This window comes from Streptomyces sp. NPDC001717, assembly GCF_042892775.1.
Taxonomy (GTDB): domain Bacteria; phylum Actinomycetota; class Actinomycetes; order Streptomycetales; family Streptomycetaceae; genus Streptomyces.
In genome coordinates this window covers 57,207-80,747 of record NZ_JBIAUK010000033.1, presented here as the reverse complement: position 1 = coordinate 80,747, position 23,541 = coordinate 57,207, and the positions used below count along the sequence as shown (strand labels likewise).

Below are 23,541 nucleotides of genomic sequence, written 5' to 3'. Positions count from 1 at the left end.
TTGGCGTCCTGGTTCGGCTGCGCGCCGTCCTTGTTCCGGGCGGGCTGCCGCCGGGTTGGGTGCGTGTTCGGGGGGGGGGGGGGGGGGGGGGCGCCGGGGGGGGGGGGCCCCCCCCCCCCCCCGCCGCGTTCTCCGGGCCCGGCCCGCCCCCCCCTGGCTGCACGGATGCCCCCGCCCGGCAGGGAGACGGCGTTGGCCCGGGACGAAACGATTCCGCATACTGATACGGCAGGTGATCACGGAGCGGAGGGCGCGGCGCGTGGCGGAAGGCGATGGGGCGGAGGACCGCAAGCCCCAGTCCGACGAGGCGCGGAGCGCCTTCGCTCCGCCGCCCGGGATGGAGCCGGAGCTCCCCGAGGAGGATCAGCCCACCTCGGAGTTCTCCCTGCCGCCCGGCACCGGGCCGGTGCCGCCCGAGCCCGAGGGGTCGGCCTTCCGGCCCCCGGCCACCTACAGCGCCGCGCACTCCCCGCCCGCCTACACCCCGGGCCAGGGCTTCCCGGTCGCGCGGATGACGGAGTCCCCCTGGCAGGACCGCATGCGCACGATGCTGCGCATGCCGGTCGACGTCCGCCCCGTCCCCGAGCTGGTGCAGAAGCCGAGCGAGACCGGGCCCGCCGTGGGCCGCGTGCTCGACCTGACCCTGCGCATCGGGGAGCTGCTGCTCGCCGGCGGCGAGGGGTCCGAGGACGTGGAGGCCGCCATGTTCGCGGTGTCCCGTTCCTACGGGCTGGACCGCTGCGAGCCCACCGTCACCTTCACCATGCTGTCGATCACGCACCAGCCGACCGTGGTGGGCGACCCGGTCTCGGCGAACCGGACCGTCCGGCGACGCGGCACCGACTACACCCGCCTGGCGGCCGTGTACCGGCTGGTGGACGACATCAGCGCCCACGAGTACGACATCTCCCTGGAGGAGGCCTACCGTCGCCTCGCGGAGATCCGCCGCAACCGGCACCCGTACCCCACCTGGGTGCTGACGGCCGCCGCCGGAGTGCTCGCCGGGGCCGCCTCCGTCCTCGTCGGCGGCGGGGTCGTCGTGTTCTTCGCAGCCGCACTCGGCGCCGTCCTCGGCGACCGGCTCGCGTGGCTGTTCGCCGGGCGCGGGCTGCCCGAGTTCTACCAGTTCGTCGTTGCCGCGATGCCGCCCGCCGCCTTCGGGGTGGCGCTCAAGCTCGCCGAGATCGAGGACATCAAGGCCTCCGCCGTGATCACCGGCGGGCTCTTCGCGCTGCTGCCGGGGCGGGCGCTGGTCGCGGCCGTGCAGGACGGTCTGACCGGCTTCTACATCACCGCGTCCGCCCGGCTGCTGGAGGTCATGTACCTCTTCATCGGCATCATCATGGGCGTGCTGGTCGTGCTGTACCTCGGCCTCCAGCTGGGCGCCTCGCCGAAGCCGGAGGAGGTCCTCCAGATCACGCAGCGGCCGCTGATCCAGATCGCCGCGTCGATGGTGCTGGTGTTCACCTTCGCGATCCTGCTCCAGCAGGAGCGCTCCACCGTGTGGATCGTGACCCTGAACGGCGCGGTGGCCTGGGTGACCTTCGGGGCCCTGCATTACGCCGGCGGGATCCCGCCCGTGCCGTCCACGGCCGTCGCGGCCGGACTGGTCGGCCTCTTCGGCCAGCTCTTCTCCCGCTACCGCTTCGCGTCCGCCCTGCCGTACGTGACGGCCGCGATCGGCCCGCTGCTGCCCGGCTCGGCGACGTACTACGGGCTGCTGCTGATCGCCGAGGACCGGCTGAACGAGGGGCTGGGATCGCTGGTGAACGCGGCGGCCATCGCGCTGGCCATCGCGATCGGGGTCAACCTGGGCTCGGAGACCTCGCGGCTGTTCATGCGGATCCCGGGGGCGGCGAGCGCGGCCAAGCGCCGTGCCGCCAAGCGCACGCGCGGCTACTGAGGGAGTACGCCTACGCCCCCGCCGGGGCCTGGGCGGCCCTGCGGGGGCGTACGTGGTGGCTGGTGCGGTCTGCCGTGCGCGGCTCAAGGATTCGGGGCTCCGCCCCGGACCCCGCGCCTCGAACGCCGGCGGGGCTGGATTTCGCCCGGCGGGGCCGGGGCGGCTAGCGCTTGGCGTGGCGGCCGCGCTGGGGGGCTTCGTCCGCCGGCGGGGCCTCGGCCGCGGCGGCCTTCTTCTCCTTGCGGGACTTGAGCACCTCGAAGATCACCGGGATGACGGAGATCAGGACGATGCCGATGAAGATCGGCTCGACGTTCTTCTTGATGATCTCGAACTGGCCGAGCTGGTAGCCCAGGATCGTGACGCCCGCGCCCCACAGCACGCCGCCGATGACGTTGAACGTCAGGAAGGTGCGGTACTTCATCGCGGTCGCGCCCGCGACCATCGGCGCGAAGGTGCGGATGATCGGCACGAAGCGCGCCAGCACGATGGCCTTGGGGCCGTGCTTCTCCATGAACCCGTGGGCCGAGTCGAGGTTCTCGGGCTTGAAGAGCTTGGAGTTCGGCCGGTTGAAGATCTTCGGGCCGAAGAACTTGCCGATCAGGTAGCCGACCTGGTCGCCGATGATCGCCGCGGCCGAGATCAGGGTGCACACCAGCCACAGCGGCTGCGTGATGGTGCCGCTCGCGGTGAACAGGCCCGCCGTGAACAGCAGCGAGTCCCCCGGCAGGAACGCGAAGAGACCCGACTCCGCGAAGACGATGACCAGGGTGCCGATCAGGCCGAACTGCCCGACCAGATACTCCGGGGAAATCCACTCAGGGCCGAGCGCAAGCGTGTTCACGAGTTCCGGGCTCTCCTGGATCGGGGGTCTGCGGTGCCGCGGCGACATGCGGCGGTCTCAGTATGAACGCACACCTCCCCCACCCGGTTCCAGGTCCCGGGTGGGGGAGGTGTGCGGGCTACGCCTTGCGGACCGCGTTCGCCATGATCGCGTCCCGCAGGTGCTCGGCCAGGCCGGGCCTCATGGAGTCGTAGAACTCCTTGAACCGCTCGTCCGCCACGTACATCTCGCCGAGGCCCGTGTGGATCTCGTACGTGCAGTCGTAGTACCAGGTCACGATGTGCTGCCGGTGCTCCTCGGCCATGTCCATGGCCGCCTCGCCCTCGGCCGGCTCACCGGCCTCCATCAGGGCCGCGTACCGGGCGCCCCAGTCGGCGACCTGGTCCTGCACCCGCTGCCAGTCCTCCTTGGTGTACGTGGCGACCCGCCGCTGCGACTCCGCGTAGGCCTCGGTGCCGCCCCAGCGGCGCTCCGCCTCCTCCGCGTACTGCTCCGGGTCCTTGTCCCCGAACACCTCGAACCGCTCCTCCGGTGTGAGGTTGATGCCCATCTTCTTCGCCTCCATGGCGTGCTCAACGGCCTTGGCCATCTGCTGGAGCCGGGCGATCCGGTCGGTCAGCAGGGCATGCTGCCGGCGCAGATGCTCCCGCGGATCCGATTCCGGGTCGTCCAGCAGGACCGCGACCTCGTCGAGGGGGAAGCCGAGCTCCCGGTAGAACAGGATCCGCTGCAGCCGGTCCAGGTCGGCGTCGTCGTACCGCCGGTGACCCGCGTGGCTGCGGCCGCTCGGGGAGAGCAGACCGATCTCGTCGTAGTGGTGCAGGGTGCGCACCGTGACTCCGGCGAATCCGGCGACCTGGCCCACGGAAAAGCCCATCCTCCTCGCCCTCCTCCTGGTTGGGTACGCCCTTCACTGTGGGCCCTCACGCCGCGTGAGGTGCAAGCCCGAAGAGGAGACTCAGCCCATCGCCTTCGTGCCGTCCAGGGTCTCGCGGATGATGTCCGCGTGGCCCGCGTGCCGGGCGAACTCCCGGACCAGGTGCAGCAGCATCCAGCGCATCGACACCTTGGCGTCCTTGGGGAACCAGGGCGCCGGGGGCAGCGGGAAGGTGTCGTCCAGGCTGGGGACCTCGGCGATGAAGGCCTCGGTCTGCTCCTTCACCCCGTCCCAGAAGGCGAGTGCGGAGGCGAGGGTCTCGTCCCCGGAGAGCCGGAAGCCGTCGTGCCAGGCCTCGGGGGCCCGGCCGTGCTCGTTCGGCCGCTGCTGGGCCATGCGGAGCCAGTTGAGCTCGACCTCGGCCGTGTGCTTGACGAGGCCGGAGAGGGACAGCTCGCTGACCGTGGGGCGGCTCGCGGCCTGCTCCTCGGTCACTCCCTGGGCGGCCGTGCGCAGGGCCGCGCGCTGGTCCTCGACGAACAGGAGGAGCGTCCCGCGCTCGTCTCCGGCAATCTCCTGGGTGGGGTGCGCCATGCTGACCGCCTCTTCCGTGATCGTGGTTCTGCCTGCCGTGTCGCGTCCTGCCGACAAGAACCACGCTACGGACCGATGCGGTCAGCCCGTGTCCTAATTCGCCTCCGGTCCCTCAGTTGCCCGCGATCTGCCCGTCCGGGCGGATCACCGGCAGGGCGGTGGCGGGCTGCGGGAGGAGCGCCTTGGCGAGGTCCTGCTTGCCGGTCGGGTCGAGTCCGTACATCGCCTCGTAGATCTTGCGGACGGCCGGTCCCGAGGCACCCGAGCCGGTGCCGCCCTGGGAGATCGTCATGACGATCGCGTAGTCCGAGGTGTACGAGGCGAACCAGGAGGTCGTCTGCTTGCCCTGGACCTCGGCGGTGCCGGTCTTGGCGTGCATGGGGATCTGCTTCTGCGGCCAGCCGCCGAAGCGCCAGGCGGCGCTGCCGTTGGTGGCCACGCCGGCCAGGGCCTCGTCTATGTCGTCGCGGGTCTCGGCGTCCATGGGCAGCTTGCCCTGCACCTTCGGCGCGATCTCCTGGACCGACTTCCCGTCGGCGCTGACGATCGCCTTGCCGATGCTCGGCTGGTGGAGCGTGCCGCCGTTGGCGATGGCCGAGTAGACGGAGGCCATCTGGATGGGCGTGACCAGGGTGTCTCCCTGGCCGATGGAGTAGTTGATGGCGTCGCCCTCGCGCATCTGGTTGCCCTGGCGGCAGTTCTCGTAGGCGATCTTCTCGGCGAAGGTGCCGTTCTTCTTGCCGTCCCGGCACCAGGCGTTCTTGTTCGCGTCGAAGAAGTCCTGCTTCCACTTGCGGTCGGGGATCCGGCCGGGGACCTCGTTCGGCAGGTCGATGCCGGTGCGCTGCCCCAGACCGAATTCGTGGGCCGTCTTGAAGAACCAGTCGTTGGGGTTCTTCTTCGGGTTGATGCCGCCGTCCTTCTTCCACTCCTGGTCGGCGAGCAGGTAGTACACGGTGTCGCAGGAGACCTCCAGGGCCCGGCCGATGGTGATGTCGCCGTGTCCCTGGGACTCGAAGTTGGTGAAGGTCTGGCTGCCGACGGAGTACGAGCTGGGGCAGGGGTAGCGTCCGTTGAAGGGGTATCCGGCGTTGACCACGGCCGTCGAGGAGACCACCTTGAAGATGGAGCCGGGCGCCGCCTGGGCCTGGATGGCCCGGTTCAGCAGCGGGTGGTTCGAGTCCTTGTCGGTGAGCTTGGCGTAGTCCTTGGCGGAGATGCCGCCCACCCAGGCGTTGGGGTCGTAGGTCGGGTTGGAGGCCATCGCGACGACGCGGCCGGTCTTGGTCTCCATGACGACGACGGCGCCCGAGTCCGCCTCGTAGTTGCGGCCGGTGTTCTTGTCGTTGACCTTGCGGGCTTCGATCATCGCGTTGTTCAGCTCGCGCTCCGCGACGGCCTGCACGCGGGAGTCGATGGAGGTCACGACGTTCGAGCCGGGCAGCGCCGGGTCGGTCTGGCCCTGGCCGATGACCCGGCCGAGGTTGTCCACCTCGTAGCGGGTGATGCCCGCCTTGCCGCGCAGCTCCTTGTCGTACGTGCGCTCCAGGCCGGAGCGGCCGACCTGGTCGGAGCGCAGGTAGGGGGAGTCCGTGTTCTTCGCCTTGGCGATCTCCTCGTCGGTGACCGGGGAGAGGTAGCCGAGGACCTGGGAGGTGTTGGCCTCGTCCGGTGCCGCGTAGCGGCGCAGGGCGGTGGGCTCGGCCGTGATGCCGGGGAAGTCCTCCGGGTGCTCGCGGATCTGCAGGGCCTGCTCGGTGGTGGCCTCGTCGGTGACGGGGATCGGCTGGTACGGGGAGCCGTTCCAGCAGGGCTGCTTCGTCTTGGCGTCGCAGAGCCGGACCTTGTCGATGGTCTCCTGCGGGTCCGTGCCGAGGACCCCGGCGAGCCGGGTCAGGACTTCCTTGCCCTTGTCCTTCATGGTGAGCAGCTCGGTGCGGCTGGCGGAGACCACGAGGTGGGTCGCGTTGTCGGCGAGCGGGACGCCTCGGGAGTCGAGGATGGATCCGCGCACGGCGGGCTGGACCACCCGCTGGACGTGGTTGTTCTTCGCCTCGTCCGTGTACTCCTGGCCATTGCGTATCTGCAGGTACCAGAGGCGTCCGCCCAGGGTGAGCAGCAGCGAGAAGACGACGATCTGGATGACGACGAGCCGGTTCTGGACCCGAGGGGTCCGGCCGGTCTCCGGTATGTTGCTCAACTCGATCTCCCCCGGGCGGCACCGCGTACGCCCGGTCGAGTCTAGGGGCAGTGGGGGGTCAGAACGGGAACCGGCTGCGTCCGTGCTGCACCGAGATCCACTTCTGGGTGGTGAAGGCCTCCACGGTCGCCTCGCCGTTCAGCCGGCCCAGCCCGGAGGCCTTCTCGCCGCCGAAGGCGGCCAGGGGCTCGTCGCCGATGGTGGAGTCGTTGACGTGGATCATCCCGGTCTCGATCCGCTGGGCGAAGCGCACGCCGCGTTCGACGTCCCGGGTGTGCACGGCGCCGCTCAGCCCGTACGGGGTCGCGTTGGTCAGTCGTACGGCCTCGTCCTCGCCGTCGAAGACCACGAGCAGGGCGACGGGGCCGAAGATCTCCTGGCCCAGCAGCGGGGAGTCCTCGGGGAGGCCGGCGAGCACGGTGGGTTCGACCAGGTTGCCGCGCGTAGCGCCGCGCACGAGGGCCTGTGCGCCGGCTTCGATCGCCTTGTCCACGAGGGCGGTGAGGGCGTCGGCCTGGAAGGAGTTGATCAGCGGGCCGATCTGGGTGTCGGACTCGTGCGGGTCGCCCGTCTTCAGGGAGCGGACGCGGGCGGTGAACTTCTCGGTGAACTCGTCCGCGACGGCCGCGTCGACGAGGATCCGGTTGGCGGCCATGCAGACCTGGCCCTGGTAGACGAAGCGGCTGAAGACGGCCGCGTCCACCGCGTAGTCGAGGTCGGCGTCGTCGAGGACGACGAGCGCGCTGTTGCCGCTGAGCTCCAGGACCGTCCGCTTGAAGTGGCGGGCGGCGACCGCTCCGACGTGCCGGCCGACCCGGTCGGATCCCGCGAAGGAGATCACCTTGGGGACGGGGTGCGTCAGGAGGGCGTCGCCTATCTCGGCGATGTCGGTGACCAGGACGTTCAGCAGGCCGGCCGGGAGTCCGGCCTCCTCGAAGATCTTGGCGATGACCCCGCCGCCGACGACGGGCGCGTTCTGGTTCGGCTTGATGACGACCGCGTTGCCCAGCGCCAGGGCCGGGGCGACCGACTTCAGGGTCACCAGGAACGGGAAGTTGAACGGGCTGATCACGGTGACGACGCCGACGGGGAGGCGCTGGACGCGGTTCTCCTTGCCCTCGACGGGCGAGGCCAGGATCCGGCCCTCGGGGCGGACGGCGAGCTGCATCGCCTCGCGGATGAACTCCTTGGCGAGGTGGACCTCGTACTCGGCCTTGGGACGGGTCCCGCCGAGCTCGTCGATCATCGCCTCGACGATCTCCTTCTCGCGCTCCTCGGTGATCCGCAGGGCGCGTTCCAGGACCTCGCGTCTGGTGTAGGGGCTGGTGACGGCCCATTCGCGTTGGGCGCGTTCGGCGCCGCGGTAGGCCTGGTCCACCTGCTCGACGGTGGCCACCGTGATGGCCGCGAGCTTCTCGCCGTTGTAGGGGTTGACGTCGATGATGTCCCAGGAACCGTTGCCGGCCAGCCATTCGCCGTCGATGTACTGGTGAGCGAGTTCGCTGAATATGGACATGCCATCCCTTACTGCGAGCGCGCACCCGTGCGCTGCACCGGAGACCGATCGGTCATCATGCACTGATCAGACGTCATACTACGTGCGAATCAAGACAGTTGAAGCAGGCCGCGGAGAAGATCCCGGGTCTGGTCGGGGTCCGGGCAGTCCTCCTGGAGCCGTGCCATCGCCCGCTCGTACTGCCCCACTTCCTCCTCTTTGTCGAGGTAGAGGGCGCTGGTGAGCTGTTCCAGATAGACGATGTCCTGGAGGTCGGACTCGGGGAAGCGCAGCAGGGTGAAGGCTCCGCTCTCGCCCGCGTGGCCGCCGAAGGAGAACGGCATCACCTGGAGCTGGACGTTGGGCCGTTGGGAGACCTCGATGAGGTGTTCGAGCTGCCCGCGCATGACGTCGCGGTCGCCGTACGGACGGCGCAGCGCGGCCTCGTCGAGGACGGCGTGGAAGACCGGCGCGCTTTCGGACACCAGGACCTTCTGCCGTTCCAGGCGCAGGGCGACCCGGCGGTCGATCTCGGCGGCGGTGGCACCGGGCATGCCGCGGCTGACGACGGCGTGCGCGTAGGCCTCGGTCTGCAGGAGGCCGTGCACGAACTGGACTTCGTAGATCCTGATGAGCGATGCCGCGCCCTCCAGGCCGATGTACGTCTGGAACCACCCTGGCAGCACGTCACCGTAACTGTGCCACCAGCCGGTCGCGTTGGCCTCGCGGACCAGTCCCAGCAGGGACTCGCGTTCGGTCGTGTCCATGACTCCGTAGAGCGTGAGGAGATCCTCCACGTCTCTGGCCTTGAAGCTCACCCTTCCCAACTCCAAGCGGCTGATCTTCGATTCGGATGCGCGGATCGAGTAGCCGGCCGCCTCGCGGGTGATGCCGCGGGATTCACGGAGTCGCCTGAGCTGGGAGCCCAGGAGGATGCGGCGCACCACGGAACCGCTGGCTTCTGCGGTCACTAGTACTGCCCTCCCCATCGCAATTGGCATGCGTGCGCGTCGAGGGGCCCCCGCACCCCAGAGGCCGCAGTCTGCCACCAAAACGCATCGGCCCGTACTCGTTCTGTAACGGAATCCCGCCGCCCGGAAAAGAAGTCCGTAAGTATGCGTAGGAAGAAATGAGCAAGAACCGTCACGGGAGTGGACAGGTCCGGCGCGTGCACGTGCATCTGCCCTTGCATCCGGCTCTCCCATTCGGAACGATGGTCACCGCGCACCTGCGTGCACTTCGCGCCGGCGCCGGACCCACCCCGCAGTTCTCTTTGGACGAAGCCGCCGCTTCGCCCGCGAATCCCGGGAGTGCCTCGCATGGGGACGAATGGATCGACCATGCTCGAGCCGTTACGGCAGGGGCTTCCCCCGGTCGACCCCACGGCTGTCTCCGGGTCCGCGTCATGTGCCCTGCCCGCCCGCTTCGACGCGGTGCGCGGGGCACGTTCGTTCACCCGCTCGACCCTGGCCCAGTGGGGTCTCGACGAGCGCTTCGACGACGTGGCCCTGGTCGTCTCCGAACTCGTCACCAACGCGCTGCGCCATGCGCTGCCGGAGGACGCGCGGGGGCCGGAGGCCGAGCCGGAGCCGTCGGTGCGGCTGCACCTGATGCGGTGGAGCACCCGTCTGGTGTGCGCCGTGCGCGACCCCAGCGAGGACCGGCCCGGCGGGGCCTTCTCGCCGGATCGGGCGGAGGAGAACTGCGACCTGGAGTCCGGGCGGGGTCTGTTCCTCGTGGACGCCTACAGCGACAGCTGGGGCTGGCACCCGCTCGCGGGACGGCTGACCGGCAAGGTCGTCTGGGCGCTCTTCCTGCTCCACGACTGAGCCGGGCGCGCGCGGGCGCGCCGGGGCCGCGGGGGTTCCGCACACGCCATCTGGCCGGGAATGATCATTGCGATCAGTCCCGGCCAGTGCACGTGCATGGCTTGATGCCGGCTCGATGAGCGCTCTGTTCCTCGCCTGCCCCGTCAGCCGATCAGGTGGTCGAACTCGCCGTCCTTGACGCCCAGGAGCAGGGCCTCTATCTCGGCCGGCGTGTAGATGAGCGCCGGGCCGTCCGGGAAGCGCGAATTGCGGACGGCGACGTCGCCGCCCGGCAGCTTCGCGAACTCGACGCAGGATCCCTGCGAGTTGCTGTGTCTGCTCTTCTGCCAGGTCAGCCCGAACGCGGTAGCGAGTTCTGCAGCTGCCATCCCGTTGTACGCGTGGTCCACAGGAAGCCCCCGATAGTGCAGATGTCAACTGCACCGGATCATAGCTGTGTTCATAAGCGCATGCATGGGCAGATGCACGTGCACGCGCAGGGTTATCCCTTGATCACAGACACGACATCCCTACGGGCGCAGGGCCTCGGAGACCTCGTCCAGTGACTCCATCAGCTGTTCGGCGGCCCCTCGCAGCACCCCCTGCCGCGGAGCGTCCCATTCCGCGAGCACCGTCCTGACCCCGTCCCAGCACGGGACCCGCCGCTCGCGCACTTCCCTCGCGCCCGCCTCGGTGGCGGTGCGCAGCGCGTGCGCCAGGGCGGCCGCGCCCGGCACCGGATCGTGCGCGCGGTCCGGGATGTGCGCCTCCAGGAGCATGGCGTGGCGGCCCAGCGCCGCCAGGGCGTCACCGGCGTCGTCGGCGGCGGCCCGGGACAGGCCCCGGTGGCGCACCGGCTCCCCGGCGGCCCGGTCCAGCGCGTCCTGCCAGGCGACCCTGGCGTCGCGCGCCGCCAGCAGGGCCTCGCGCACGTCGGAGCGGCGGGCGGCGGCGGGATCGGCGTACTGGCTGAGCACCGCCGCCGCGTAGCGCCCGTCGGCGGCGATCCAGTCGGCGAGGCGGGTGCGCAGCCTCGGGGTCTCCCAGGCCGGGTAGACCGCGTACCCGATCATCGCGAGCAGCCCGCCGACGAGGGTGAGCGCGACCCGGTCGGGCACCGTCTGGTCCCAGCCGACCCCGCCCATGCCGAGCAGGAAGACCACGTACGCGGAGACGAAGAGCTGCGCGACGGCGTACCCGGTGCGCATCAGCACGTACATCAGGCCCGCGCTGATCACGGCGAGGAGGGCGGAGAGGTACACGCCGGGGTGGACGAGCTGCACGATCCCGGTCGCGACGGCCACCCCGGCGAGGGTGCCGCAGAAGCGGGCGACGGCCCGCGCGTACGTCTGGCTGAAGTCGGGCCGCATGACCATGACGGAGGCCATCGGGGCCCAGTACGCGTGCCCGAAGGGCAGGGCTTGGCCGATCAGGTATCCGGCGCAGGCCACGGCGGTGAGCCGCAGCGCGTGCCGCAGGATCGGCGAGCCGGGGCGCAGCTCGGCCCGCACGGCCTTCGCCACCAGCGGCGCGAGCCGCGGCAGGGTGGGCCGCAGCATCGACTCGGCGGGGTGGGCCGTGCGGCCCGATCCCGGCTGGGCGGTCTCCAGTACGTCGTCCAGCAGCGCGGAGAGCCGGCGAGCGGCCCGCAGCGGCGCCCCGGTGAGGAGGTCCGCCGCGTCCGGGGACTTGAGCATCGCGAGGGAAGACGCGGGCAGGGACACCGCCTCCCCGTGCCGGATCGCGTGCGCGGCTGCGTCCAGGACGGTGCCCGCGGCGGCGAGCAGCTCCCGCACCCGGTCCCGGCCGGGCCCCTCGGCGGCGGCCCCGACGGCCGGGTCCGCGAGCGAGGCCAGCACGGGCCGGATCCGCTCCGCGAGCCCCCGCGCCCCGTGCAGCTCGGCGGGGCGGCGGCGGGCCTGGCGCGGGGTGACGGTGGCGGCGGCCCGGGCCCGCATCAGGGGCGCGGGGTCGAAGGGGGCGACGGGGTCCTCGCGCAGGCGCCGGGCGTAGTCGGCCTCGGCGGCGAGCGCGTCGGCCAGGGCGTCGCGCTGGGCGCCCCAGCGGCGCACCGGGAAGACCACGATGAGCAGGGCCTGGACCACCCCGCCGGCGGCGATCATCGCGGCGTGCCCGGCGGCCTGCGGCACGGAGGTCGGCAGGGTGACGGTGACCAGCATGATCGCGACGTTGCCGGAGGCGATCATCCCGGCGGTCGGGCCGGCGGCCCACATCATGCCCGCGGCGAAGGTCCAGACGGCGAGCAGGGCGAGGAACAGCACGGTGTGGGACGAGCCGACGAGGTAGCCGACGAAGGTGGACACGGCCAGGGTCAGCCCGGAGGCGAGGGCGAGGACGGGCCGGGGGCGCCAGCTCTGCTGGAAGGTGGCGATGGCGGCCATGAAGGCGCCGAAGGCGGAACTGGCGGCGGCGCCGGGCCCGAGGAGGACGAGCGAGACCCCGACGACGAGGGCGAGCCCGACGGTGGCGCGCAGCGCGACGAGCGGCTCCAGGCGGGTCCGTTCGACGGTCATGCCGGTGCGGACGGTGTCCTTCAGCGCCCTTGGCCAGCTCATGGCTCCCGAGCGTACCGTTTTGCCGGGTGCGCCCCGCTTTGGCCCGGCCGCTGGGCGGTACCGCCGGGGCTCCGCGCCGGAAGTGCCGCTGCGCGGGGGTTCGGGGGCGGAGCCCCCGCCACGGCGCCGCACCCGGCAGGCAGCGGCTAGCGCGGCAGCGGCTTGCGGCGACCCCCCACGTGCGCGGCATCGGCGGCCGCCGTGCCGTCCTCCCAGCCCGCGTGATCGGTGGCCCCCCGCAGCCGGGTCGTCGTCGTCTTCGGGAACATCTCGTCCGCCCGGGACGTCACCGCCACGTCACGCGCCACCAGCGCGGGCAGGTTGTCCGGCGCCTCGCTCACCGCGTGCTCCGCGGTCTCCGCCAGCCGCCGCCCGAGCCGGCTGGCGTACGCGAGCAGGAACGACTGCCGGAAGGTCTTGGTCCGCTTGCGCCCCCCGGCCCGCTGCGCGGCCTCCGCGCGGGTCATCGCCGCCATGCCCTGCACCAGCAGCGAGGTGTACAGCAGCTCCACCGCCTCCAGGTCGCTCTCGAAGCCGACCACCGTGGAGAACTCGAACGCGCTGTTCCACACCGCCCGGCAGCGGTTGGCCGTGGCCACCGCGTCGAGCAGCACCGCCTTGGCCTCCTCGTACGGCGGCTCGACCCCGATCCGGCAGGCCCCCGGCACCTGCGCGGGGCGGCCTCCGCGCGCGGCCAGCAGCGCCTCGTCCACGGTGTGCCGGGCCATCAGCTCCTGCGCCTTGGCGCTGAGCGCCTCCGCCTCCTCGGGGAAGGTCGTCGCCTCGGCCTTCGCGAGCAGGGCGCGGATGCGGCCGAGCATGCGGGGCTCGATGTGCGCGTGTTCGTGCTCGTCCAGGGGGTCGCCCGGAAGCGGGCCCACCGGTTCGATGGACGGCAGCCGGATCAGCAGCCGGAACACCTCCAGCAGCGCGGTCGCCAGGGTGAACCGGTCCGTCCGTTCCCGCTGCGCGAGCCCTTGCGCGTACTCCCGGTCGCCCGTCCACCACACCTCCGCCTCGGTCCACCGCTCGGGGAGCCGGGCGTAGCGGCGTGCCTCGCCGGCGATCAGGTCGCCGGCGATGCGTATGTGCCGCTCGTCGAGGTCCCGCCGCACCAGCCGCAGCAGGTCGGCCGGCTGCCACCCGCGCTCCCAGGCCTGCCGTACGTACCCCTCCCCGCGCACGAGCAGCTCCTGGCCGATGCCGGCCCAGGCGGCCGGGTCCGCCGCCAGTACGGAGGCGCCGGTGTCCAGCCCGGCGTCGTCCTGGGCGTAGAGGGCGGCGGCGAAGGCACGGTCGACGGTGGCGGCGAGGGGAGTCACATCCCCAGCTTGGCATGCCGCCTTCGCAAGGCAGCCGGGGCGGTGGTGCGTCTGCGTGCGGTGGCCGCTGCGCGGAGCGGGTCCCCTACCCGCCCTTCCACCGTTCCCGCCTCAAACGCCGGCGGGGCTGGATTGCCCTGCGCGCACTTGCAAGCGGACGTCGGACAAATCAGCCCCGCCGGCGTTTGAGGCGCGGGGGTTCGGGGGCGGAGCCCCCGCAACGGCGCCGCACCGGCACGCAGCCCCGGCTCCACGGCACTGTCAGACCCCGGTGGGACACTCGCACCCGTGAGCGAGCGGAGCGGGAACGCGGGGAGGTGGGCCCTCGCCGAGGACGGCGACGGGCAATGGCTCGCCGCGCCCGTCGACGCGGCGGCAAGACCCATCCGCGTCGCCGACCCCGCGGAAGCGATCCGCGCCGCACCCCCCGCCACCCGCTGGATCTGGCAGTCCACCGCCGCCGTCTACCCCCGCCTGCTCGCCGCCGGTGCCCGCGTGGAGCGCTGCTACGACGTCGAGAACGCCGAGCTGCTGCTCCTCGGCCACGAGGGCCGCCACGGCGAGCCCCGCTCGGCCGCCGCCGCCTGGGCGCGGCTCACCGGCGGTCCCGTACCCCCGGATCCACCGCAGCGCGCCGCCGAGCCCGGCACCCAGGACTCCCTCTTCGACGCCCGCCCGGCCCCCGTCCCCCTGGACGCGCTGCTCGCCGTCCACGCCGACCAGGCGAAGCGCATCGACGCCACCGCCCACCCCGACCGCATGCGGCTGCTCACCGCCTCCGAGTCCGCGGCCTTCCTCGTGGCCGGCGAGATGCACCGCGCGGGTCTGCCCTGGCGGGCCGACGTGCACCGGGCGCTGCTGACCGAGCTGCTCGGCGAGCGGTACGCGGGCGGCGGCGAGCCCCGCCGCCTCGCCGAGCTGGCCGACCGGATCTCCGCCGCGTTCGGCCGCCGGGTGCGTCCCGACCTGCCGGCCGACGTCATCAAGGCGTTCGCCGAGGCCGGCATCAAGCTGAAGTCGACCCGCCGCTGGGAGATCCAGGAGCTCGACCACCCCGCCGTCGAGCCGCTCCTCGCGTACAAGAAGCTGTACCGGATCTACACCGCCCACGGCTGGAGCTGGCTCGCGGACTGGGTCCACGACGGCCGCTTCCGCCCGGAGTTCATCCCCGGCGGCACCCTCACCGGCCGCTGGGTCACCAACGGCGGCGGGGCCCTGCAGATCCCCAAGGTGATCCGCCGGGCCGTCGTCGCCGACCCCGGCTGGCGGCTCGTCGTCGCCGACGCCGACCAGATGGAGCCCCGCGTCCTTGCCGCGATCTCCCGCGACCCCGCCTTCATGGAGGTGGCCGGGCGCTCGGAGGACCTCTACACGGCCGTCTCCCGCCAGGGCTTCTCCGGCGACCGCGACCAGGCCAAGCTCGCCGTCCTGGGCGCGGTGTACGGCCAGACCTCCGGCGACGGCCTCAAGAACCTGGCGGCCCTGCGCCGCCGCTTCCCCCGCGCCGTGGCGTACGTGGACGAGGCGGCGAAGGCCGGGGAGGAGGGCCGGCTCGTACGGACCTGGCTGGGCCGCACCTGCCCGCCGCCCGCCCAGGTCCCCGAGGAGGGGGAGGCGGGCATCCCGCAGGACCGGGACGAGGGCCGGCCCCCCAGCTACGCCTCGACCAACACCCGCGCCCGCGGCCGCTTCACCCGCAACTTCGTCGTGCAGGGCAGCGCCGCGGACTGGGCCCTGCTGCTGCTCGCGGCCCTGCGCCAGGCGCTCGCCGGGATGCGGGCCGAGCTGGTGTTCTTCCAGCACGACGAGGTGATCGTGCACTGCCCGGCCGAGGAGGCGGAGGCCGTGGCCGAGGCCATCCGGGCCGCCGGCGACCGGGCCGGGCGGATCACCTTCGGCGACACCCCGGTCCGGTTCCCGTTCACGACGGCGATCGTGGAGTGCTACTCCGGCGTGGAGTGATCCAGTTCGTACCACGTCATGTCGAAGACGATGGACTTCATCTCGTCGAGCGTGAGCGCGGGCGTCTCACGGGTGGCCGAGCCGGTCTCGTCCGCAGTGTTGTAGGCGGTGAGCGTCACCCTCAGCCCGGCCTTGTGCAGGCTGTCCACGGTCCACCGGACCACACCCTTGCCCTGCTCCGCGGGACCCTGTGTGATCCTGATCTGCGTGCCGTCGTTCTGCGGGGGGAGGTTGCCCTCGAAGTTCGGGGCGCCGGTCTGCTTGACGACGTCGAGCCGGATCAGGGACTTGCCCTTGCCGTCGTCGAGCACGACGTAGCCGGACCCCGCCTGTCCGCCCTTGGAGACGACCGGGCCCTTCAACCGGGTGACCATCTTCTCCAGTTGCTCCAGTGCGTTCAGATCCCGCAGCGCGTTCGGCTTGCCGGGCGACCATCCCTGCGGCCACGGATTGGCCGGGGGCATGCCGTCCAGCACCGGGTGCCACTTGTCCGAGGTGACCAGGGCCTTCAACCGGGCGGGGGAAAGCGGCGGGTCGGTCCGGGACATCTCCGGATGCTTCCCGGACGGGACGTTCCCCGGGTACAGCCCGAACGGGGAATTCGATTCGGAAAACTTGACCAGGTACCCCTGCGGGGTCAAGACCGCGGCTCGCCACCGCTTGAAGCCCGCACCCAGATCGGGGGGCGAGAAGTTCTGCTCGATCAGCAGCTTCGAGCCGTCGGCCAGTTGCTCTGCTGTGCAGTCGTCGCCCTCCCGCAGGTACTTCTTGGCGCAGAGGGTCTCCGAGTGCGCCTGGCTGGAGTTCGGATCCATCCGGAGCACGGAGAGACTGATCTCCGCTCCGCCCTCACCATCGTCGTACACGCCCCACACCCTCGCACCGGTGCCGTCGGTACCGGTCGCCTTGGTCACGGACAGAGTCCCTTCCGGAAGCAGCCCCTTGAGCAGCTCGACCACTTGCTCGGCGGAGACCGCGCCGCCCCCGCGCGGCGGCGACGGTCGCGGCGCCGGCGTGCCGGCCCCGCCGGAGGGCCCGCCCGATGGTGACGGCGGCATCGCCACCTCGGCCCGGCCCGCCCCGTCCAGCAGACCCCCCGCGTAGGCGCCCGCCCCGCCGATCAGGGCCAGGGACAGCACCGATCCGCCGATCACGGCGGCCCGGCGGCGGGCCACGAGCCGCCGTCCGCGCCGTTCGCCGGCTTCCACGAGGGCGTGCCGGTCGGCTGTGAAACCGTCCCCCGCACGCCGGAGGGCTTCGCCGAACTCGTCTTCAAAGGACATGGGGAACCAAACCTTCCGTTCTCAGGGGTGTGCGGAGTACGAACCGGTGCGTGCTCAAAGACCCGCGAACTCGGCGATGCCGCCGCCCAGTTGCTCCCTGAGCCGGCCGAGCGCCCGCGAGGTCCGGGTACGGACCGCCGCCGAGCTCGTGTTCATCGCGTCGGCGGTCTCCTCGACGCTGCGGTCCTCCCAGTACCGCAGCACGAGCACCGCCCGGTCCTTGGGCGCGAGCCGCCCCAGCGCCTCCAGCAGCGTCAGCCGCAGCGCCGGATCGGCCGAACCGGAAGCGGAGCCCGAGCCGGCCGCCGCGGCCGCGCCCGGTTCGGGGAACTCCCCGACCGGGCGCTCCCCCGCCGACCGCCGGCGCTGGTGCGTCAGGAAGGCCCGTACGAGCACGGTCTGCGCGTACGCCGCCGGATTGTCGATACGGGAGATGCGCCCCCAGAGCAGGTACATCCGGCCCAGGGTCTCCTGTACGAGGTCCTCCGCGAGATGGGTGTCCCCGCTGGTCAGCAGGCAGGCCGACCGGTACAGGTGCCCCGATCTGCCTTCCGCGAACTCACGGAACCCGTCTCTGCGACCCTGCCGCATCTACTCCCCCTCGCGTCGTCTCACCCCATCGACGCGACGGCCACCGGCAAATGTTTCACCCGAGTTCGTGGAAGTAGACGTGGAACTCCTCGCGTACGAAGCCCTCCGCCTCGTACAGCCCCTGCGCGACCGTGTTGTCGTAGGCCGTCTCCAGCTGCACGCCCGCCACCCCGGCCTCCCGCGCCCGGCGCAGCACCTCGCGCAGCAGGGCCCGGCCGGCGCCGGTGCGGCGGCCTTCCGGGGCCACGTACAGGTCGTTGAGGATCCAGGCGGTGTCCATGGTGAGCGAGGAGAAGGCCCGGTAGACCTGGGCGAACCCGACCGTGCCGACGCCCGGCGCGTCGGCGAGCAGGATCAGCGACTCGTCCTTCGCGATCCGCTCGGCGAGGAAGGCGCGGGGCCGGTCCGGATCGGTCACCTCCACCTCGTAGAAGTCGAGGTATCCGCGGAACAGCGCCGCCGCGGCCTCGACGTCCGCCTCCCCCGCGACACGCAGCTCGATCCCCGACCCGTTTCGCGTGACCTGACCGTCCACACCCGTCTCCTTCGTCCGTCCCTGCGCGCCGGACCCATTGTGCGCGCAGGGGCGGACGGCCCCCGATGGCGGCCCGCGACCGCCCTACTTGGTGGTCGACTGGGCGGGCAGCGAATAGACGTGGTCCGGCGTCACGATCTTGGTGATGGCCTCCGCGAACAGGGTGCTCGGCTCCTCGCCCTCCGCCGTGATGTCGGTGTTCAGCATGATGACCATCGTGGCCTGCGCGGGCGGCATGTAGGTGACGACGGCCTCGTACCCGGGCAGCGACCCGTTGTGCCCGATCCAGCCCTGGAGATTGAAGATGCCGAGGCCGTAGCCCGTGCCCGGCAGGGCGCCGATGACCTTCAGCCGCTGGGCCTGCGTGGCCGGCGTCAGCAGGGTCCCGGTGGCGAGGGTCTTGGCCCAGGACGTCATGTCGTCGAGGTTGGAGATCATCGCTCCGGCCGCCCAGCCCCAGGAGGGGTTCCAGTCGGTGGAGTCCTCGACCTTCCCGGTCAGCGTCTGGTTCGTGTAGCCGTGGGCGTGCGGCTTGGGGAACTCGGCGCCCACGGGGAAGAGGGTGTTCGGCAGCTTCGCCGGCGCGACCACCTTGTTGTTGATGTAGTCGTCGAGGTGCTGCCCGGTCTGCTTCTCCACGACCAGCCCGAGCAGGATCAGATTGGTGTTGGAGTAGTAGAACTTCGCGCCGGGCTCGAACATCACCGGGTGCTTGAAGGAGTACGCGAGCAGCTCCTGCGGGGTGAACGGCCGGTCCGGGTCGGTGAAGAACGCCTTGTCGAACCCCGGGTCCTCGGAGTAGTTGAACAACCCGCTGCGCATCTCGGCGAGCTGGCGCAGCGTGATCCGATCGCCGTTCGGGACCCCTGAGACGTACGTGCCGACGGGGTCGTCGAGACCGACCTTGCCCTGGTCGACGAGTTGGAGCAGGGCGGTCACCGTGAACGTCTTGGTCACGCTTCCGATCCGCATGTTCATGTCGGTCCGCATGGGGGCGCGGGTCGCCTTGTCGGCGATCCCGAAGGCCTTCACGTACGAGCCCTTGCCGGGCGCGGACAGGTGCACCATCACCCCGGGCACGTGGGCCTCGGCCATCACCTTGCGCACGGCCTGGTCCAGCTGCCGCTGCACGGCGGGCGTGAGCTGCGCGAAGTCGTCGTCGCCCGGGACCGGCGCCGTGACCGGTGCCGTGACAGGTGCCGTGACCGGCGTGAACGCCCCGGCCGCGGGAGCGCTCCAGGCGCTGCCGGCCGTCGCCCCGAGGGGCACCACCGCCATCCCGAGGGCGGCCAGTCCGACCGCCGCCCTCCGCACACGTACCACCATGGCGGGCCCTCCTACAGCGCAGACGAACCCCGCCCCTCCAAGCTAGCCCCGCCCACCTGCACCGGCGACCGCAGCGGCGGCGGGCCTCGGGTCGCGCACCGGGCCTGGACGTGCCCACCGCCCGGACATGCTCTATGTTGCAGAGGCAAAACGGGGAGATCGCACAGTCGTACGGGCAGTCGTACGGGCAGGCGTGTGCCCCCGGAGCGGTAGTTGGCGCTCGACGAGCCGAGACTGAGGCGACGGACGACGGATGGCACGGGACTACGACAGCCAGCTTCTGGAATCGGTGGCGGTACGCCGCCGCAGGATGAGGGACGCCCTGCTGTTCGGCGCGCAGCGGGCGCGGCGGACGGCCGACGAACGGCTCGGGAAGATGTTCGCGGGCATCGCCATCGCGGCCGTCCTGTGTGCGGGATGCATCGGCTGGTCCTTCATCCAGCACACGCTCGCGAAGCAGAAGGCCGAGCAGCAGAAGCAACAACAGCAGCAGCAACAGCAACTGGGACCGCTGCCGCAGCCCGGACCGTCGTCGAAGTCGAAGCAGCCGTCGGGACCGGCGAGCCCGGCGAGCCCGGCCGCGTCCTCGCCCGGCCCGTCGAAGCAGCCGAAATCGTCGAAGAGCCCGCAGCCGTCGCACTCCGCCACGGCCAAGTCACCCAAGCCGTCGCATTCGTAGGAGAAGAAGCAGCAGCGATGTGCAGATCCGGGAGAGTTCACAGTCCGGGAGCAGAGCTGTGTCCCTTTGGCCCCGAAAGGTCGCAACGCCGCGATGATAGGTTCCCGTAAGTGGTGAGCACAGCAACGACTTCCCGGGCGCACCTGAGCCGGGTGACCCTCATCGGCGAGCGGCGTCGGGCGGACATCGTCCTGCCCTCGGACACCCCGATCGGGCAACTGCTCCCGGACATCCTGTACTTGCTCGACGACCGGGCGGCGTCGCGCCCGATGACCCGTCAACTGATCACGTCCGACGGTTCCGCGCTGCCGCACGACAGCACGCTCGCGTCGGCCGGGATAGCCGACGGCGCCGTCCTGCGGCTCGTCCGCACCCACTCGGCGCCGCCCGCCCCCGTCGTCCACGACGTCACCGACCTGGTGGCCGACGACCTCGATCTGCAGGCCTGGCGCTGGCGGCCGGCCGCCCGCCGGGCCAGTGCCGGGGTCGCGACCGTCGCGATCACGGTCACCGCGGCGCTGCTCGCACGCCGCGAGTTCGCACTCGGCGCCCTGGCCGGCGCCCTCGCCGCGGTCACCGTCGTCCTGCTGGCGGCGGGCGCGCTCGTCGCCCGGAACGGGCGGGGCAACCAGGGCCTGTCGACCGCCCTCCTGCTCGCCTCCGGCGGCCTGGGCGTGCTCACGGCGTGGACCGCCGCGGACGCCAACCACTGGTCGGGGATCGTCAGGCTCGCCGCCGTGGCGGGCTCGCTCGTCGTGTCGCTGGTGATGCTCGGCTTCTTCTCGCCGCTCGGCCGCGGCGGGCTGATGGGCGGCACGGCCGTCGCCGTGCTCACCGCCCTGTGGGAGGCCGTCGCCGTCGTCCAGGACGATCCGGCCCGGCTCGGCGCGGTCATGGCCCTGTTCTCCGTGGTGCTGCTCGGCCTGCTGCCGCGACTGGCCCTGATGGCCTCCGGTCTCACCGCGCTCGACGACCGCCGCTCCGGCGGTACTTCCGTCAGCCGCCACGAGGTGGGCAACGCGCTCGCCGCCACGCACCGCGGGCTCGCCCTGGCGACGATCGCCACCGCCGTCTCGGCGGCGGCCGCCGGCTGGCTGCTGACGCTGGCCGCGAAGCCGAGCGTGTGGACGGTGGCACTGCCGGCGCTCGTCGCCGTGGTGCTGCTGTCCAGGGCGCGGGCCTTCCCGCTGGTCGCCGAGGTCGTGGCACTGTTCACCGCCGCGGCGCTGCTGGTCGTACGGCTCGTGATGCTGTGGGGCGAGCACGGCGGGGGCGCCGGGCCGCTCGCCGTCCTGGGCGTGGCCGCGCTGCTGCCACTGCTCGTCCTCGCGGTGCAGCCGCCGGACCACGTGCGGGTCCGGCTGGGGCGCGGGGCGGACCTCGTCGAGTCGGTCGGCATGGTGGGGCTCTTCCCGCTCGCCGTCGGGGTCTTCGGTGTGTACGGGCAGCTGCTCGACAAGTTCTGAGGTCCGAGTCAACGCGCAGGCGCTCCGGGCGGGGCAGCAGGTCGAACAAGGAAGAAGAGGGGCAGGGGCAGACATGCCGAGCGACGACAACTGGCAGGGCGACGTCCTGCGCGACCTGAGGTCCGGACCCCCGACCACACCCCCGAACCAGCCCGACCCGCCCCAGCCCCACCAGGACCCCACCGCGCCGCACCCGGCCCAGCCCCACCACGGCCCCGGCACACCGCACGCGCCGCAGCCCCAGCCCGGCCCCGGCACACCGCACCCGGCGCACGCCCCGCAGGGCCCCGGCCCGTCGTACCCCTCGGCAGCGGCCCCGCAGGGGTACCCCGGTCACGCCGCCCCCCACCAGGGCCAGGCTCCCGCCCCCGGGACCCCTGCCTACGGCTACCCGAACCAGACACCGGCCCCGCAGGCCCCGGCCCAGGCGGCCCCCCAGCAGGGCCAGGACCCCGCCTACGACTACCCCGGCCCGGGCCAGGCACAGGCACAGCCTCCGGCCCACGCCGCCGGCCCCCGGCAGGGCCATGACCAGGAAGCCGCCCCGCAGGGGTACCCCGGCCACGCCGTACCCCAGCAGGCCCAGGCCCCCGGAACCCCTGCCTACGGCTACCCGAACCAGGCCCCGGCCCCGCAGGCCCCGGCCCAGGCAGCCACCCCGCAGGGCCAGGACCCCGCCTACGGCTACCCCGGCCCGGGCCAGGCACAGGCCCCGGCACAGGCACAGCCTCCGGCCCACGCCGCCGACCCCCGGCACTTCCCCCACCAGGCCGCCACCCGGCACGACCCGGCCCAAGCGGCCGCCCCGCAGGGCCAGGCACCCGGGTACGGATACCCGGCCCCGAACCAGCCCCCGGCCCAGAACCACGCCGCCGACCCCCAGGCCTTCCCCCACCGGCCCGCCACCCGTCAGGGCCCCCACCAGGCAGCCGCCCCGCAGGGCCAGGCCCCCGCCTACGGCTACCCGGGCCCGGGCGGCCAGGCACAGACCCCGAGCCACGCGAGCCACGCGGCCGCCCCGCAGGGCCCCGCACACCCGAACCAGCCGCAGGGCCAGGGCCCGGGCCCGCACCAGCCCCAGGCGCCCGGCCACGCGGCCGCCCCGCAGGGCCGCCGTACCCCCGACTCCCGCCCCTCCCTCGACCGCAAGGTCGCCTCCGCCGGCCGCAAGCCCCTGCACGGCGAGCCCTTCGCCGCCCGCGCCACCCGCGCCCTGCGACGAATCGTTTCCTCATCCGCGGCCCGCGAGGTCGCCGAGGCCACCCGCGCCGCCGAGCTGCTCCAGCAGCCCGTGACCACCGGCCGCCAGATCGCCGTCACGTCCATCCGCGGCGGCGCCGGCAAGTCCACCGTCGCGGCCCTGCTCGGCACCACGTACGCCCACTACCGGCAGGACCCCGTCCTCTTCGTCGAGGCCGACCCCGCCCTCGGCTCGCTGCCGATCCGCCTCGGCGCCGAGTCCCTGCGCTGGACCACCGGCGACATCGCGGACATCGTCGAACCCCAGATGTCGCTGCTCGACATCACCGGCTACCTGGTCCAGCTCCGCGACAACGCCTGGCTGCTGCCCGGCAGCCAGGGCCAGATCGGCGCGATGCTCGACACCCGCTCCTACGAGCGGGCCATGGTCGCCCTGCGCCGCTACTTCGGCGTGACCGTCGTCGACTGCGAGACGCTGCCCGCCGAGGTCGCCCGCGTCGCGCTCACCGCCTCCCAGGCCCGCGTCCTGACCACCCCCGCCACCCTCGACGGCGTCATGAGCACGTACGCGGTCCTCCAGTGGATGCGGGGCCTGCCCCCGCACGTGATCGCCGGCACGGTCGTCGTGCTCACCGAGCAGTCCCCGCACTCCGGAATCGGCCTCGCCGAGGCCGTGCGCAGCCTGGAGTCCATCGGGACGAGCGTCCACGTCCTGCCGTACGACCGCCACCTGGCGGCCGGCGGCCGCATCCGCACCGAACTGCTCGCCCACTCCACCCGGCAGACCGCCGCCGGGCTCGCCGCGGACGTCTTCCAGCTGTCCCAGCAACGCCACTGACCCGACCGACATGCCGAGCCAGACCCCGACGAGCCCAACGAG

General features: G+C 72.3%; 17 protein-coding genes and 2 pseudogenes. 6 read left to right on the top strand and 13 right to left on the bottom strand.

Features of this window, described 5'->3' with window-relative positions; genetic code table 11:
• The first annotated feature begins 259 nt into the window (after nucleotides 1–259).
• The gene (locus tag ACFYZL_RS34225; protein ID WP_384755706.1) at nucleotides 260–1,903 is read left to right on the top strand and encodes a threonine/serine exporter ThrE family protein; all 1,644 of its coding nucleotides are present in this window, start codon (nucleotides 260–262) and stop codon (nucleotides 1,901–1,903) included.
• A gap of 163 nt (nucleotides 1,904–2,066) precedes the next feature.
• Here the strand turns inward: ACFYZL_RS34225 and ACFYZL_RS34220 are convergent, their stop codons facing one another.
• The 6 genes and pseudogenes from ACFYZL_RS34220 to ACFYZL_RS34195 form a co-directional block, all read right to left on the bottom strand.
• Nucleotides 2,067–2,747 carry a DedA family protein gene (locus ACFYZL_RS34220; RefSeq protein ID WP_384755703.1) on the bottom strand — a complete coding sequence of 227 codons (681 nt, stop codon included), beginning with the start codon at nucleotides 2,745–2,747 and terminating at the stop codon, nucleotides 2,067–2,069.
• Between the two features lie 118 nt (nucleotides 2,748–2,865).
• Entirely contained in the window at nucleotides 2,866–3,624 is a 759-nt protein-coding gene (locus ACFYZL_RS34215; protein WP_388684426.1) for a MerR family transcriptional regulator, read from the bottom strand.
• An 81-nt stretch (nucleotides 3,625–3,705) separates the two neighbouring features.
• Nucleotides 3,706–4,218 carry a DinB family protein gene (locus ACFYZL_RS34210; protein ID WP_384755698.1) on the bottom strand — a complete coding sequence of 171 codons (513 nt, stop codon included), beginning with the start codon at nucleotides 4,216–4,218 and terminating at the stop codon, nucleotides 3,706–3,708.
• 124 nt (nucleotides 4,219–4,342) lie between these two features.
• A pseudogene (gene mrdA, locus ACFYZL_RS34205) lies at nucleotides 4,343–6,418 on the bottom strand (penicillin-binding protein 2); the annotation flags it as partial.
• A gap of 58 nt (nucleotides 6,419–6,476) precedes the next feature.
• Nucleotides 6,477–7,934 carry an aldehyde dehydrogenase family protein gene (locus ACFYZL_RS34200; RefSeq protein ID WP_384755696.1) on the bottom strand — a complete coding sequence of 486 codons (1,458 nt, stop codon included), beginning with the start codon at nucleotides 7,932–7,934 and terminating at the stop codon, nucleotides 6,477–6,479.
• A gap of 89 nt (nucleotides 7,935–8,023) precedes the next feature.
• Nucleotides 8,024–8,902 carry a helix-turn-helix domain-containing protein gene (locus ACFYZL_RS34195; RefSeq protein WP_384755693.1) on the bottom strand — a complete coding sequence of 293 codons (879 nt, stop codon included), beginning with the start codon at nucleotides 8,900–8,902 and terminating at the stop codon, nucleotides 8,024–8,026.
• A 330-nt stretch (nucleotides 8,903–9,232) separates the two neighbouring features.
• On the opposite strand from ACFYZL_RS34195, the gene ACFYZL_RS34190 reads away from it, so the two are divergent.
• A complete protein-coding gene (locus tag ACFYZL_RS34190) occupies nucleotides 9,233–9,742 on the top strand; it encodes an ATP-binding protein (protein WP_384755690.1) in 510 nt (169 codons plus the stop codon).
• Nucleotides 9,743–9,885: 143 nt separating this feature from the next.
• Here the strand turns inward: ACFYZL_RS34190 and ACFYZL_RS34185 are convergent, their stop codons facing one another.
• From ACFYZL_RS34185 to ACFYZL_RS34175, 3 genes are all read right to left on the bottom strand, one after another.
• Nucleotides 9,886–10,131 (bottom strand): DUF397 domain-containing protein, encoded by a 246-nt coding sequence (locus tag ACFYZL_RS34185; RefSeq protein ID WP_384755687.1) that lies wholly within the window; start codon nucleotides 10,129–10,131, stop codon nucleotides 9,886–9,888.
• A gap of 120 nt (nucleotides 10,132–10,251) precedes the next feature.
• Nucleotides 10,252–12,297, bottom strand: a complete 2,046-nt coding sequence (locus tag ACFYZL_RS34180; protein WP_388684421.1) for an FUSC family protein — start codon at nucleotides 12,295–12,297, stop codon at nucleotides 10,252–10,254.
• Nucleotides 12,298–12,443: 146 nt separating this feature from the next.
• Nucleotides 12,444–13,619, bottom strand: a complete 1,176-nt coding sequence (locus tag ACFYZL_RS34175; protein WP_384755680.1) for a DUF2786 domain-containing protein — start codon at nucleotides 13,617–13,619, stop codon at nucleotides 12,444–12,446.
• A 288-nt stretch (nucleotides 13,620–13,907) separates the two neighbouring features.
• Between ACFYZL_RS34175 and ACFYZL_RS34170 the strand changes: the two genes are divergently transcribed.
• A complete protein-coding gene (locus tag ACFYZL_RS34170; RefSeq protein WP_388684418.1) occupies nucleotides 13,908–15,581 on the top strand; it encodes a bifunctional 3'-5' exonuclease/DNA polymerase in 1,674 nt (557 codons plus the stop codon).
• Here the strand turns inward: ACFYZL_RS34170 and ACFYZL_RS34165 are convergent.
• The 4 genes from ACFYZL_RS34165 to ACFYZL_RS34150 form a co-directional block, all read right to left on the bottom strand.
• Complete coding sequence (locus ACFYZL_RS34165) at nucleotides 15,563–16,864, bottom strand: hypothetical protein (protein WP_384749144.1); 1,302 nt, start codon at nucleotides 16,862–16,864, stop codon at nucleotides 15,563–15,565. The two genes, ACFYZL_RS34170 and ACFYZL_RS34165, sit on opposite strands and share 19 nt — an antisense overlap.
• 54 nt (nucleotides 16,865–16,918) lie before the next feature.
• Nucleotides 16,919–17,455: a SigE family RNA polymerase sigma factor gene (locus ACFYZL_RS34160; protein ID WP_384749141.1), complete on the bottom strand. Its 537-nt coding sequence runs from the start codon at nucleotides 17,453–17,455 to the stop codon at nucleotides 16,919–16,921.
• Between the two features lie 55 nt (nucleotides 17,456–17,510).
• On the bottom strand, nucleotides 17,511–17,990 hold the full coding sequence (locus ACFYZL_RS34155) for a GNAT family N-acetyltransferase (protein WP_384749140.1): 480 nt from the start codon (nucleotides 17,988–17,990) through the stop codon (nucleotides 17,511–17,513).
• 84 nt (nucleotides 17,991–18,074) lie between these two features.
• Entirely contained in the window at nucleotides 18,075–19,316 is a 1,242-nt protein-coding gene (locus ACFYZL_RS34150) for a serine hydrolase domain-containing protein (RefSeq protein ID WP_388684415.1), read from the bottom strand.
• A 253-nt stretch (nucleotides 19,317–19,569) separates the two neighbouring features.
• On the opposite strand from ACFYZL_RS34150, the pseudogene ACFYZL_RS34145 reads away from it, so the two are divergent.
• From ACFYZL_RS34145 to ACFYZL_RS34135, 3 genes and pseudogenes are all read left to right on the top strand, one after another.
• Nucleotides 19,570–19,875, top strand: a pseudogene (locus tag ACFYZL_RS34145) (hypothetical protein); the annotation flags it as partial.
• A 230-nt stretch (nucleotides 19,876–20,105) separates the two neighbouring features.
• The gene (eccD, locus tag ACFYZL_RS34140) at nucleotides 20,106–21,461 is read left to right on the top strand and encodes a type VII secretion integral membrane protein EccD (RefSeq protein WP_384749131.1); all 1,356 of its coding nucleotides are present in this window, start codon (nucleotides 20,106–20,108) and stop codon (nucleotides 21,459–21,461) included.
• Between the two features lie 73 nt (nucleotides 21,462–21,534).
• Nucleotides 21,535–23,499 (top strand): cobalamin biosynthesis protein CbiA, encoded by a 1,965-nt coding sequence (locus tag ACFYZL_RS34135; RefSeq protein ID WP_388684412.1) that lies wholly within the window; start codon nucleotides 21,535–21,537, stop codon nucleotides 23,497–23,499.
• The last annotated feature ends 42 nt before the right edge of the window (nucleotides 23,500–23,541 follow it).

Coding starts and splice junctions, on each gene's coding strand:
- ACFYZL_RS34160 (WP_384749141.1), bottom strand. CDS start 17,455: ATGCGGCAGGGTCGCAGAGACGGGTTCCGTGAGTTCGCGGAAGGCAGA.
- ACFYZL_RS34150 (WP_388684415.1), bottom strand. CDS start 19,316: ATGGTGGTACGTGTGCGGAGGGCGGCGGTCGGACTGGCCGCCCTCGGG.
- ACFYZL_RS34180 (WP_388684421.1), bottom strand. CDS start 12,297: ATGAGCTGGCCAAGGGCGCTGAAGGACACCGTCCGCACCGGCATGACC.
- ACFYZL_RS34200 (WP_384755696.1), bottom strand. CDS start 7,934: ATGTCCATATTCAGCGAACTCGCTCACCAGTACATCGACGGCGAATGG.
- ACFYZL_RS34195 (WP_384755693.1), bottom strand. CDS start 8,902: ATGGGGAGGGCAGTACTAGTGACCGCAGAAGCCAGCGGTTCCGTGGTG.
- ACFYZL_RS34135 (WP_388684412.1), top strand. CDS start 21,535: ATGCCGAGCGACGACAACTGGCAGGGCGACGTCCTGCGCGACCTGAGG.
- ACFYZL_RS34165 (WP_384749144.1), bottom strand. CDS start 16,864: ATGTCCTTTGAAGACGAGTTCGGCGAAGCCCTCCGGCGTGCGGGGGAC.
- ACFYZL_RS34210 (WP_384755698.1), bottom strand. CDS start 4,218: ATGGCGCACCCCACCCAGGAGATTGCCGGAGACGAGCGCGGGACGCTC.
- ACFYZL_RS34190 (WP_384755690.1), top strand. CDS start 9,233: ATGGGGACGAATGGATCGACCATGCTCGAGCCGTTACGGCAGGGGCTT.
- ACFYZL_RS34215 (WP_388684426.1), bottom strand. CDS start 3,624: ATGGGCTTTTCCGTGGGCCAGGTCGCCGGATTCGCCGGAGTCACGGTG.